The sequence below is a fragment of the Paenibacillus sp. JCM 10914 genome (assembly GCF_001315105.1).
Taxonomy (GTDB): Bacteria; Bacillota; Bacilli; order Paenibacillales; family Paenibacillaceae; genus Paenibacillus_AQ.
Genome location: NZ_BAZR01000015.1, coordinates 79,565 through 92,371 on the forward strand (window position 1 = coordinate 79,565; position 12,807 = coordinate 92,371).

General features: G+C 52.2%; 11 protein-coding genes and 1 pseudogene. 6 read left to right on the forward strand and 6 right to left on the reverse strand.

What is annotated here, in order from left to right; genetic code table 11:
• Positions 1-19: 19 nt before the first annotated feature.
• On the forward strand, positions 20-790 hold the full coding sequence (locus JCM10914_RS16885; RefSeq protein WP_036718662.1) for a glycerophosphodiester phosphodiesterase family protein: 771 nt from the start codon (positions 20-22) through the stop codon (positions 788-790).
• Complete coding sequence (locus JCM10914_RS16890; RefSeq protein WP_023963198.1) at positions 787-2,013, forward strand: sn-glycerol-1-phosphate dehydrogenase; 1,227 nt, start codon at positions 787-789, stop codon at positions 2,011-2,013. The genes JCM10914_RS16885 and JCM10914_RS16890 overlap by 4 nt, the downstream gene beginning before the upstream one ends.
• Before the next feature lie 75 nt (positions 2,014-2,088).
• Here the strand turns inward: JCM10914_RS16890 and JCM10914_RS16895 are convergent, their stop codons facing one another.
• The 3 genes from JCM10914_RS16895 to JCM10914_RS16905 are packed head-to-tail and all read right to left on the reverse strand — an operon-like array spanning position 2,089 to position 4,769.
• Positions 2,089-2,487, reverse strand: a complete 399-nt coding sequence (locus JCM10914_RS16895) for a VOC family protein (protein WP_023963200.1) — start codon at positions 2,485-2,487, stop codon at positions 2,089-2,091.
• Between the two features lie 50 nt (positions 2,488-2,537).
• Positions 2,538-3,281: an RNA polymerase sigma factor gene (locus tag JCM10914_RS16900; RefSeq protein WP_023963202.1), complete on the reverse strand. Its 744-nt coding sequence runs from the start codon at positions 3,279-3,281 to the stop codon at positions 2,538-2,540.
• Between the two features lie 24 nt (positions 3,282-3,305).
• Entirely contained in the window at positions 3,306-4,769 is a 1,464-nt protein-coding gene (locus JCM10914_RS16905; protein ID WP_023963204.1) for a carboxylesterase/lipase family protein, read from the reverse strand.
• Between the two features lie 191 nt (positions 4,770-4,960).
• Here JCM10914_RS16905 and JCM10914_RS16910 point away from each other — a divergent pair, with 191 nt between their 5' ends.
• The 4 genes from JCM10914_RS16910 (at position 4,961) to JCM10914_RS16925 (ending at position 8,337) form a co-directional block, all read left to right on the forward strand.
• Entirely contained in the window at positions 4,961-5,962 is a 1,002-nt protein-coding gene (locus tag JCM10914_RS16910; protein WP_023963205.1) for a Gfo/Idh/MocA family protein, read from the forward strand.
• Positions 5,959-6,957 carry a Gfo/Idh/MocA family protein gene (locus tag JCM10914_RS16915; protein ID WP_023963207.1) on the forward strand — a complete coding sequence of 333 codons (999 nt, stop codon included), beginning with the start codon at positions 5,959-5,961 and terminating at the stop codon, positions 6,955-6,957. The genes JCM10914_RS16910 and JCM10914_RS16915 overlap by 4 nt, the downstream gene beginning before the upstream one ends.
• Before the next feature lie 141 nt (positions 6,958-7,098).
• A complete protein-coding gene (locus JCM10914_RS16920; protein WP_023963210.1) occupies positions 7,099-7,995 on the forward strand; it encodes a helix-turn-helix domain-containing protein in 897 nt (298 codons plus the stop codon).
• A 33-nt stretch (positions 7,996-8,028) separates the two neighbouring features.
• Complete coding sequence (locus tag JCM10914_RS16925) at positions 8,029-8,337, forward strand: hypothetical protein (protein WP_023963211.1); 309 nt, start codon at positions 8,029-8,031, stop codon at positions 8,335-8,337.
• A 124-nt stretch (positions 8,338-8,461) separates the two neighbouring features.
• On the opposite strand, the pseudogene JCM10914_RS16930 reads toward JCM10914_RS16925, so the two are convergent.
• The 3 genes and pseudogenes from JCM10914_RS16930 to JCM10914_RS16940 form a co-directional block, all read right to left on the reverse strand.
• Positions 8,462-9,302: pseudogene (locus tag JCM10914_RS16930) on the reverse strand (undecaprenyl-diphosphate phosphatase).
• 68 nt (positions 9,303-9,370) lie between these two features.
• Positions 9,371-9,982: a DedA family protein gene (locus JCM10914_RS16935; RefSeq protein WP_023963217.1), complete on the reverse strand. Its 612-nt coding sequence runs from the start codon at positions 9,980-9,982 to the stop codon at positions 9,371-9,373.
• 46 nt (positions 9,983-10,028) lie between these two features.
• Positions 10,029-12,719, reverse strand: coding sequence for an ATP-binding cassette domain-containing protein (locus JCM10914_RS16940; RefSeq protein WP_023963219.1), 2,691 nt, complete (start codon positions 12,717-12,719; stop codon positions 10,029-10,031).
• Between the last annotated feature and the right edge of the window lie 88 nt (positions 12,720-12,807).

The window sequence follows — 12,807 nt, forward strand, 5'->3', positions numbered from 1 at the left end:
TAGGGGAGTGACAATCCATATGATCGAACGACTACAGGAGCCATCCTGTCCCATGGTGGCAGCCCATCGGGGATATAAAGCAGCCTATCCCGAGAATACGCTGCTGGCCTTTCGCAAAGCACTTGAACTTGGCGTTGATATGCTGGAATTCGATCTGCGTCTATCTCAGGACGGAGAGGTTGTCGTCATTCATGACGCTACGCTAGAGCGTACGACAAGCGGCAGCGGGGAGGTTCGCAACCACACGCTGGGCGAGTTGAAGACGCTGGATGCGGGCGGCTGGTTCGCAGCGGAATTCGAAGGGCTGAAGATCCCGACGTTCGCGGAATTGTGTGAGCTGCTGAAGGCATACCCGGACGTGTTGTGCAATGTGGAGATCAAGCCAAGCCCTGACGCTAGGGAAACGGCCGATCTGGCGATTGCGATATTGAAGCGATACGAGTATTTGCCCCGCTGCGTGTTCACATGCTTTGATGCAGAGGTCCTGACTTACATTTACGATACCTACGGACTGAAGACGCAAGGCTTCCCCGGCGAGAAAATGTCCAACTTTCGCTCCGGCGACAACGGAACGTACTCGAAGATGTGGGCCATCGGAATCGAGATGTCTTGGCTGACGCCAGAGTCCGTGGACCGCTATCAAGATCAAGGCCTGCTGGTCTGGAGCTATTGTCCCGATCAGGAAGATGGCGTCGTTCGTTCTTTGGAATGCGGGGTCACCGGTATGACCTGTAACGATCCGTTACCTGCACTTGCGCTTTGTCGTGGTGAGAAGGACAGCTTCATATGACCTCTATACTTACCAGCATCCGGAATTGGGCAGCGTCATCACTGCCATCCTTGCAGTTGACGGTCCTGGATGAAGTGAAGGTGGTTCAAGTCCAGGCTGCCGCCCTCCGGGAAATCGCCGATTTTCTCGATAGTCAAAGCTGGGTCTCCGTTCTCTTGGTCGTTGACGCGAACACATACAACGCAGCAGGCCGGCAACTGGAGCGGCTGCTGTTGGAGGCGGGAATACGAACGCAGGTCACTCAGCTTCTGCCAGATCGCAAAGGGGATGTCATCGCCGATGAGGCTTCCCTGATTCAGGCTCTGCTGGATATCCAGCAGAGCGGAAGCCAAGTCGTGCTGGCCGTAGGCGGAGGGACGATTCACGATATTAGCCGTTATGCGGCCTATACGACAGGTATCCCTTTTGTCTCGGTGCCGACGGCTGCATCCGTGGATGGTTTTACCTCAAGGGGAGCTCCGATCATCGTTCGGGGAGAGAAGAAGACCATCCCCGCAATAGGACCGAGCGCGATTTTTGCTGACGTTGATATTTTGATGCAAGCGCCGACGGAGCTCACCGCCGCAGGCTTTGGTGATATTCTGGGCAAGCATACGTCATTGTTCGACTGGATGTTCGGTCATCTGGCGGCAGAGGAGCCTCACTTGCAAATAGCTGCGGACATGACGGCTGCCGCCCTCCGCGATTGCGTGCAGGCGGTAGACCAGATCGCTGGAAGAAGTGAAGAAGGCATACGGATTTTAATGGAGGCACTTATTCAATCAGGTCTTGCTATGCTGTTGTTCGGTCAATCGCACCCGGCCTCGGGATCGGAACACCATCTGTCGCACTATTGGGAGATGGAGTATATCAGACAGGGCGAGAAGCAATTGCTGCACGGGGCGAAGGTAGGGGCCGCCAGCGTTGAAATTGCCAAGCTGTATCATCATATCGGGGAGAACGGCTTGATCCATACCGCGGATCATGCGGACGTTCAGCGTCCATACTCGGAGCGGATAGCCCGCCACTGGGATGTGATTCGGCGGAACATCGCAGCGATTCCACCCCCCTCTGAGCTTAGTGACCTCATGCGGATAGCTGGGGGGCCGGCTTCTGTATCGGAATTGTCGATTGGCGATGAGCTACTGAATCGAAGCTTACGGGAAGCCCATAAGGTGCGGTTCAACCGGTATACGCTCCTGCATGCCTATAACGTAGGAGATATTCGGTTACGGAAGTCATAGTTGTTTAGAGAGACAAACAGGTTGGTGCATCAAATCGCACCAACCCTGTTTTTTTGCTGGAAATGTATCGATTTATTATTCTGCAGGCTGTGGCCAGCCGCCCCACAGACTAACGGTATTACCGTCCAGATCATTGAAGCTGAAGCTGTGACCTCCATCTTCAATGAACTTCATGGCGCTGACTTTGACTTGCTTGGCTTGCAACTGCTGGTATATTCCGTGAATGTCATTCACTTGAAACTGGACGATGGATTGCAATTGCCCCTGAATATCCGTGAACGCGAGTCGCGGAACCTCCTTGGCCTGCACAAGGCCGAAACCGGATTCACCGAGGCAGAGCCATGCGGCAGGGTCCCCCGGTGTATAAGGAAAAGTAAGAGAGAGGCCAAGCACATCCTGATACCATCTCAGTGACCGCTCGACGTCTTTCACCGGCCATTGAATAACAGCGATTCGATGCGATGTTGTTGTCATAAGACACACTCCTTAGCAATGATTTTCATCACCCTAATAAACGCAAGAAGTTAAGAAAAAGAAACGGGTGGCAACAAAATCGCCGTAGTGCAGGTAAGCCAATGTCCGTCTGGGTCCTGAAACGTGAAGTACAGTGTCCTGCCGAGCCGTTGCACCTGCTGCAGAGTGAGATCAGCCTCGCGCATGGAGAGATACGTATTGGCGACGGCGAAGCCGTTGGCTGTCTGAAAAGCATGGATGAAGGAGTCCAGCCATTCGCCGGACATACGTCCCGTCCTTGGAGGACTGATCGTTCGTCCTTCACGCTTCGTGCTGGCATGAATTGATTGAAGTCGTTTCCTCGCTCGTTTCAGCGTTTCCTTCACCGCGCCTTCCGTGCTCTCAATCATTAAGGCGGCTTCTTTGGCCGTGTATCGGAAGACATCGACCAGAACAATGAGCACAACCTGATGTGCGGTCAACGCAGCTGTCAGAATCTCCAAATTCTCTCGTGTAAGATAGCTGCTCTCCGTATATCGTTCCCCTTCATAACCATCCGGGAGAGGCTGTGTCTGTACTTCCTTCCGGTACTGATCGATCCAAGCATTGCGAGCCACCCGGTATACGTAGGCCTTGGATAATGTCCTTTCCGGTGAAGCCGCCAGGGTGTTATGAAGCTTGATCAGGCATTCCTGTATGAGATCGTCGGCGTCCCAATTGGAGCCCGCAGTCAGTTTCAGGCAGTAACGCTTAAGCTCGGGAAGCCATAGCGTTAAAGATTCAGGGAGCGAGCGCGACGAAGAAGGGGGTATCAATTAAAAATCACTCCTCCCCAGAAATTATAAACCCAGCAACTGACGCTTGTCCGGATCAGGGTCTTGGATCACGCTGCTGTCCGTATCAAATATCATTGTCATTCGCCCGGGTTCGGCATATTCCGGCCAAGGCAGTGCTTGGGTTGACGGTGACCCATGATGGGCGAATGCGACCCAGGCGTCCTGCATCTGTGCGGCTAATCTTTGCGCGGCGGTATCTGCGTGATAACCAATGTTCTCGAAGATATGAATCGTATTGAATACGAACGGGATTTCAAGTGCATGCATCGCCTTGCCCAGGACCGGGTGCCCCGGCAGCTTCCAGTCAAAACGGTACATCCATACGGGCGCATGCTCGCTATGAACGTCGGCGAACCGGATCGCTGAACGCCAGAAGTACAGGTCGGTCATGATTTGGGCGTGACCGTCAATGGTGTGCGGATACTCCCGGGTGATCGGAGCGGCATCCTCGATGCCCGTCATCATCTCGACAGCTCGTACTAGATCCTGCTCTTTAATAAGCGGCATTTCGGGACGAAAGAATAAGGAACCTTCATCTTGATTGGTTCCGATCAACAGCGGAATTCCTTGGGCAGAACCGTTATGTACGGCCTGCAGCGGCTCTTGCGGCATTGTGTCTGGGTCAATCACTGGTTGGAAGAGCATATTTGCGCCGGCGCCCACTCGTTTCTTCAGTCGTTCACCAGCTTCGAATATGGATTCAGCAGGGAGGTTGCGCAGCTGATCTAACGTTTCCGGAGATAAACCAAGCTCTTGTAGGACGCCTCCCGTGATCTTCATAGCCTGCTCCGGGGGCATGATCTGTGAAGCGCCGCTCTCCATAATCGCCTTGTGAAATAGACCCTTGGCAGATGGCATTGCGAGTAGCGCAGCAATGCTCATGCTGCCTGCCGACTCTCCGAATAACGTGACGTTGCCAGGGTCACCGCCGAAGGAAGATATATTGTCCTGAACCCAGCGGAGGGCTGCGATCTGATCCAGTAAACCGGCATTGGAATCGTAATCTGTTCCAAAAGGGGCCAGATGCAGAAATCCAAGCGGCCCGAGTCGATAATTGATCGTTACGATCAGTACATCGCCTCGCGAGACGAAGGATGCACCGTTATAGGTGGGAAGACTGCTTGAACCTGATACGAACGCACCGCCGTGAATCCATACCATAACAGGCAGCGGCTCAATCGGGGTCTTCCTCGGTGCCCAGACATTCAAATACAAGCAATCCTCGGAGACCGTCTTGCGTACGCCACCGCCGAGCATGCTTGAGGTGGACTCCATCGGCTGAATGCACATCGGACTATACCGGTCGGTTACTTTGATATCTTCCCAGGCGTGAGGCGGAACCGGTGCCTTGAAGCGAAGCTCACCTGATGGGGGCTGCGCATAGGGGATGCCTTTCCATACCCGAACACCGTCTTCAACAATACCTTGAATTTTGCCATGGTGGGTCTGAATGATAAGATCTGTCATCTCTCCTACATCCTTTCTCTCTCGTTTCCTAATCTGTCGCTTTGAAGGAATATGTCTGTTCTCCTATATACACTTTATCAAGTTAGCGACTCAACTTCAAAGAGTCGGATGGAATCGCGGCGATGCGGCAGGAATGACGAGTCGCGTGAAGAAGTACAAGAAGAGGTGTTTAATATTGGAGGGATTAACCGATGAATATTGCCATTATTGGCTGCGGTACGATGGGGATGACGCATGCGTTAAACCTGGCGAAGCTGCCGGGGGTAACGTTAACGGCTGTGGTGGATACTAATGTCCAACGTGCGGAGCGAGCGGCGGCACGCACAGGAGCGAGATGGTATACCGACGTGGATGCTCTGCTAGAAGCGGAGCAGTTGGAAACGGTGCTGGTTTGCGTACCTACCGATCTGCATAAGCCATTTGTATTGAAACTCGCGGAGCGAGGATTGCATGTCATATGCGAGAAGCCGGCAGCCCTAAGTTCGGAGGACGCACTAGAGATGAAAGAAGCTTGTGAGAAGCACGGCGTCCGGCTCTTTATCGGTCACGTCGTTCGTTTCTTCCCGAACTATCAGGATGCTTACGCGAAGGCGAATTCCGGGCAGATTGGAATCCCTCGGATGGCCCACTTGAAGCGATACGGCTCTTATCCGAAGGGAATGGATGCCTGGTATCATGATGCCAGTCGAAGCGGTGGTGTGATTCTAGACCTCATGATCCACGATATTGATTTTGCCTGCTGGTTGTTCGGCGCGGCCGAATCGGTATACGCCACATTAGTGGAACGGGGAGAGCCTGCCGTCGAGTATGCACAGGTAACGATTCAGTTTAAGAATCGGGCCATTGCCAATCTGACCGGATACTGGGGTTATCCCGGTTCGTTTACGACGCAATTCGAAGTATCAGGCGATCAAGGTATCGTTCGATTTGACAGTAACCAGGCCCAATCCCTGGATATCAAGCTGGCTGCCGGGGCAGCGGATGAGCAAGCATCCGCCGTGCAGGTCCCTTCAAGTCCGAGCCTTCATGATCCGTATTATTATGAGGTGGAACATTTCATCGAATGCATTCGCAGCGGCGGCGAGCCTCTCGTCAGCATCGACGATGCTGCCTATGCTGTAACCATCGCACGCGCGGCCGAGCAGTCGGCTCAAACCGGACAACCCGTAATGATGGGAGGGACAGTGTCATGAACAAGATCAAGGTTGGATTTATCAGCTTTGCGCATATGCATGCCGCAAGTTATCTTAAGGTCATGCTAGACCGTGAAGATGTTGAGGTGGTCGGTATTGCCGATGAAGATGCAGAGCGCGTACGCCCCTTCTCCGTTGATCGGGGCATTCCGTATTATGCCGATTATCATGCGCTCTTGTCAGAACCGCTCGATGCAGTGGTCATCTGCTCGGAGAATGCCCGCCATGCAGAGATCACGAAGCGCGCCGCACAAGCTGGCAAGCACATTCTGTGCGAGAAGCCGCTGGGGCTAACCGAGTCTGAGATGCTGGAGATGATTCAGGCATGTAAGGACCATGGGGTTCAGCTTATGACGGCCTTTCCTTGTCGCTACATCACGTCGGTTCAGCAGGCGAAGCAGGCGATTGATGCCGGAGCGATTGGTGACATTCTGGCGATGAAAGGCACGAACCGGGGCACGATGCCAGGCGGCTGGTTTATCGACCGTGAACAATCCGGTGGCGGGGCCGTGCTGGACCATACCGTTCACGTAATGGATCTGATGCACTGGCTAACTGGCAGCAAAGTGGAGGAAGTATACGCCCACGCGGAGACCTTGTATCACGATACGGATATTGATGATGCGGGAATGGTTCACGTCAGGTTCGCGAACGGTGTTGTCGGTGTGCTCGACCCAAGCTGGTCCCGTAACCGTAACTTCCCGACCTGGGGCGATGTGACGCTGGAGATCGTCGGCACGAAGGGGGTGCTGAACATCGATTCTTTTGCACAGAAGAACGACGTCTTCAGTGACGTTGCAGGTAAGGCGGCAGCGTGGAGCTTCTGGGGCGATGATATGGATGGCGGACTGGTGAACAGCTTCGTAAACAGTATTCGTGACGGTAAGCCCGTGGAGATCACGGGTGAGGACGGTTATAATTCAGCCCGGGTCGCTATCGCAGCCTACGAGTCGGCAAGCACCAAACGTGCCGTGAAGTTGAAGCTGCAGCCTTAGCCGCAGTGCCAGTTTTAAATAATGAAACAAGCCTCTTCGATTGTTGAGTTCCATTCGGGGAGGCTTTTATGATGGCAAAACAGATCAAAAACGTGACGAGTCCCTTTGGTATCCTGAATGTGTAGGAAGGAGGAGGACATCTTGAGCAAGCATCGCATCATTCAAAATAGTATTACGTATATGGAACAGCATCTGGATGAGCAGCTAACCCTTGCGGATATTGCTTCCCAGGCCGGTTTTTCCAGATTTCATTTTCACCGATTGTTTCGCAAGGAAGTCGGGATGAACATCGCGGATTACCTGAGAACGCGGAGACTGTGCCATGCAGCGCAGCGGCTGCTCTACACCGAGGCTGCCATTATTGATATTGCCTTTGACGGTCACTTCGAGAGTCAGGAAGCTTTTACGAGAGCGTTCAAGAAAATGTACGGCATGCCCCCTGGGCGCTACAGGAAGGTCTTCGCCCTTCATACAAAATCCAGTGATTCCAAGGGAGATGATCTCATGCATAAAGAAACGAATTCATCATTGAAAGGCTGGTTTCTGAGCGGAAGCCATCCGCAGGATTATGAAATCGACGTCGATCGGACGACCGTTCATCAAGGTAGCACGTCGGGATACCTCAAAGCGCTCACTCCGATGACGGATGGAGCTTTTGCGACGATGATGCAGCAGTTTAAGGCGGACCAATATACAGGCAAACGGATGAGATTCTCCGGATTTGTCAAAACCGAGCAGGTGAAGGAATTTTGCGGACTGTGGATGCGTGTCGACAATCGTGCGCAGGACGTGCTTCAGTTCGATAACATGCATAATCGGCGGATTGAGGGAACGACGCACTGGAATCATTATTCCATCGTCCTGGACGTGCCTGAAGCCGGCGATACGATTTCGATCGGGGTCCTGCTTATGGGGACGGGTATGGTATGGGTGGACAGCTTCCGGTTTGAAGAGGTCGATCTTAGCGTACCCACCACGAACCTGGATCTTCACTACGAACTGCTTGAGGAACCGGCCAACTTGTCTTTTGAAGAGTAAACCAATAGGTGGCATTATAAAGGAGCACTGATTATGGCTGTCATTACATTATGCGGTTCGACAAAGTTTAAACCACAATTTCGTGAAGCTGAGGCAGCCTTTACGCTGCAGGGTCATATCGTACTTAGCGTTGGTTTCTTTGAACAGAGTGATGGTTTTGAGCTAACAGCAGCACAGGAACGCTTGCTCAAAGCGCTGCATTTTCGCAAAATCGATATGGCGGACGAGATTTTTGTCATTGACGTAAATGGTTATATTGGAGATAGCACGAGGGCGGAAATCGAGTATACGCTGCAGCTAGGGAAAAAGGTGCGGTATTACTCAAGAGATTCGCTTGAATAACAGGTGTATGGAATAGACAAAAAAACCGTTCTTTTCGTAAAGGGTTGGGGCGACATCTCCCTCTTACTAAAGAGCGGTTTCTTTGCGTCTTGCTATAAGTATAATTTAACGGTTGCATTACAACTTATATATATATTACAAGTGCGATAACTGCCGCCAATACGATTCGATAGATCGCGAACGGCACGAGTTTGATGCGGTTGATCAGCTTCAGGAAGAAGCGGATCGAGACCAGGGCGAATACGAAGGCCGCGATGAACCCGGCGATGAAGAACGGCAGAGCTCCATCGTGAAATACTCCCAATTCTTAATTAGGGACAGGAAGCTCGCGCCGAACATAATCGGGACTGCATGATGAACGTGAAGTCCGCCGCGGCACGGTGGCTCATGCCGAGCATGACACCGCCGGAGATCGTTGAGCCCGAGCGGGAGAACCCTGGCCAGAGGGATAAGCATTGAATAAGCCCCACATTGAACGCTTGCATATACGTAATCTGATCAACGGAGATGACCTTGGGTGGCTGCTTTGAACCGACCCGATCCGCGATGATCATGAAGATGGCTCCGATCACAAGACCGATCAGCACCGTCTCGATGGAGAACAAGTATTCATCTATAACATCCTCGAACAAGAGTCCCAGAACCCCGGCTGGTATCAAGCCAACGATAACTTGGCTCAGCTTCAGTCGGCCCGTACTAACAGGAACGCCGGCTTCAGGTTTCTTGCGCTTGAGTCCGAGCAGATCGAGGAACCGATCCTTGAACACTACGACAACAGCGAGTATGGAGCCCAGTTGAATAACAACCTTGAATGTGTTAGCCACATATTTACCAAGGAACTCTTCGGATCTTAGCCACATGTCATCTACGATAATCATATGTCCGGTGGAGGAAACCGGGGCGAACTCGGTCAATCCCTCGACGATTCCCAGAATGATAGCTTTGAGGATGGTTAAAAAATCCATGACCTAGCCTCTCTCCCCTACATAAAATATAAATTAATATTCTGAATGATGTATGGCCTTAACCCAATTTACGCTGATTTTCTTCGCTTACGGAAAAAGAAGAACAGGAACGCGATGGCCGCAATGGCGATCAAGGCATAGGCAATGTTGGAATACACGTCCATAAAGGCTACGATGCTCTCCCACGAATCCCCGACAGCAGCTCCGACGCACACAAGAATGACGTTCCAGATCAGGGTGCCGATCGTCGTAAAGAGCAGGAACATGCCGAATTTCATGTTGGACATGCCCGCTGGGATCGAGATGAGACTGCGGATTAGCGGAACCATACGGCAGAAGAGCACCGTCCAATAGCCGTATTTATCAAACCAGGCATCGGCTCTGCGAATATCCTCCTTTTTCACACGCAGGATATGTCCATAGCGCTCAACGATTTTCTCCAGCCGCTCTACGTCGAGCATACGTCCGATTCCGTACAGGATGACGGCTCCGACAATCGAACCGATGGTAGCTGCAATAATAACGCCTGGCACCGTGAGGCTGCTGTAGGTGGTCATGAATCCGCCAAAGGTCAGAATCACTTCGGACGGAATCGGTGGAAACACGTTCTCGATGGCGATCATGAGCATGATGCCGAAATAACCAAACCGCTCCATAATATCCGTAATCCAGTTTTCCATGTTGGTGCACCTCTTTACATGATTGATAAATGTTGTGTGCAATAATTCAAACTAAGCTTTGTTTTAATTTTCGCAAATATTGGCTGCGGATGAAGAAGAAGTACAGCACTTGCATCATGAGGAAACTGATCAGCACGATCCCCATCTCGGCGGCAATCGATAAGTAGAAGTAACTCTGCAGCGCGATAAAGGCAAAGATGCTGTGGGTGATCGCCAGGCCGATCGGTACGAAAAACAGAAGCGCGAGCTGCCCCGTCACAATCCGCCTAAACTCCCGGTCGGTCATACCCATGCGCGAAAGGGTGGCATAATGCCTCCGATCATAATCCAGATCGGCATATAAACGAAAGTAAAGGAAGCTTCCGGCTGCGATGAAGAAGACGGTTCCGACGAGAAGGGCAGCGAACAGCAGCATGCTGTACAAGCTGGCCCGAAAGGTGAATATGGAGCCGCTAACCGTTAGAGCATAAGAGCGATCGATGTCATAACGAATCGTGCCGTTCGTTGTCAGGTGGGAAGCGATCCCCTCGGTCGTCGTGAAGTCGTCGACGTAGAACCCTGTATATCGTTCCTGACGAAGCGGGTCCGTGATCGAGTTGAACATTTCGTCGCTGACAATCATTCTTCCGAAGCGAATATGATCATTTACTTCCGGCAGTAGGTACTCCGGCACACCTGCATGCAGAGAATAACCGATTTCGTGCAGTGCAGCAGGGGGGGACTGCAATTGGTAATGAACGGCAGATCGTTGACCGATATACGTCCTGTCATTTTGCGATGCGATCATCACGAGGGCCTGTTCGCCGACAAGCGGCTGCTCTTCGAACGGCAGCCCCGCGGCCACAACAGCGTTTCGATAATCCGTGAAGGATATCAGGGCCAGAGGGAAACCGTTCATCTCCTCTGAAGAAGCAGATGCCACTTCCACGTATTTAACGAAGAGGGACAATGTCTTGTACGGGATGCCCTTGTCCGTCAGTTCTTGACCGATTTCAGCGAGGTGCTGCTCCTCAGATGAGTTTCCTTCCTTAGACATATATCCAATCGCGGCCGGAAAATCTTCATTGAATTGTTTGGCTAACACCGGAATCGAAGCGAAGACCCCCACGGAGCAGAAAGATACGGCGAGCACGACGGTGACCATGGAGAACATCTGCGCATTGTCCCGCAAGCGGTAGAGCAAGCTGGACAAGGTAACCAGCCTTGTCCGGCTCCAGGTATGGCGGCGACGCTGCTTCAACCGGCGTACGAGCAGACCGCTAAGCTGCGAGTAGAGCAGATAAGTGCCGATGATCGTCATGATCGTAACGGGGAACATGCGAATCATCAAGCTGGTTGCGGTCGTGGTCGCAGCCAGACTGTAACTGGATAACAGCAGAATGGCTGCTGTCAGGGATAACCAGGGCGAAGTCCGCGGTTCCTTTTTAGGCTGTTGTCCGGATTGGAACAGCTCGATTAACGCCTTGGGCCGCAGCAACCACGAAGTGCTGAATGATATGATAATGAATAGCAGCATGTAACTTGCTGCAGTCATGCCGAGTGCTTGCAGGGTCAGCCTGAAGGATAGCGGCGGGATGCCGAGGAATGCGGACCCTGCCATCAGGAACAGCTTGCCGGTGACAATTCCGAACAGGATACCGGTGATAATAGCGCTGATACCGATCATCATATTTTCCAAGAAGACCATCTTGTTGAACTGGCGGTCCGTCATGCCGTGCATGAACAAAATGCCGAACTCCCGCTTACGCGTCTTCAGGAAGGCGCTGACGGAATACAAGACGAAGAACAGCGAGAACAAATACATGATCACTTCCGCGCCCGCCATCGCCTGAAAGACAGCCGGATAGAACAGCATCCCCTTTAGATCCGGATGGAACAGGAACAGAGCGCACACGAAAAATATCATTACCGAGAACGAGCTGCTTAAGAAGTACGCTGCGTATGTCCGCTTGTTGCGCACTACGTTCCTAAAAACGAATTGTCGAAAGATCATGCTTCTTCCTCCCAGCAGAGCAAGCATATCGATGATCTTCTGAAAGAAAGCTTGGCGGTTGTCGCCGCAGTGCATCTCATTGTATAGCTGACCATCTTTAATAAACAGAACGCGATCGCAATAGCTGGCTGCAACCGGGTCATGTGTTACCATCAAGACAGTTGCGGCATCCTCTTTGCTGGATGTAGAGAGGGTCTGCATCACTTCCTTGGAAGCTGCGGAGTCCAGGTTACCCGTAGGTTCGTCCGCCAGAATTAAAGCTGGTTCCTGAATGAGAGCCCTTGCGATAGCTGTCCGCTGCAGTTGTCCGCCGGAGATTTCATATGTACGTCGACGCAGCAGCGACTGGATGCCGAGCTGGTCCGTGACACGTTGCAGCCTGCGCTCCATCTCGGTTAGCGGGATGCGATCCAGCGTTAATGGAAGCACGATGTTCTCTTCCACCGTAAGGGTATCCAGCAGGTTGAAATGCTGGAAGACAAATCCGAGCTCTCGGCGACGGAACAGGGCGGTGTCATTTCGGTTCAGAAGATGCGGATTAACTCCGTTAATGATGACCTCGCCGGCCGTGGGCTGGTCGATGGTGGCGATCAGGTTGAGCAGCGTGGTTTTGCCGCTGCCGGAAGGACCCATTATCCCGACAAATTCTCCTTTGTTCGCAGAGAAGTTAATATTATTTAAAGCTTGAAACGCCACGCTGCCCTCGTAGATTTTGGATAAATGCTTGACGCTCAAGATGGACATAACCTTACTCCTCCTTCGACCTTGATCTCATTGTAGTTAATCTGCCCGGACCGTTGCCACATGCTTAGCTTACAGTTACCTTACAACG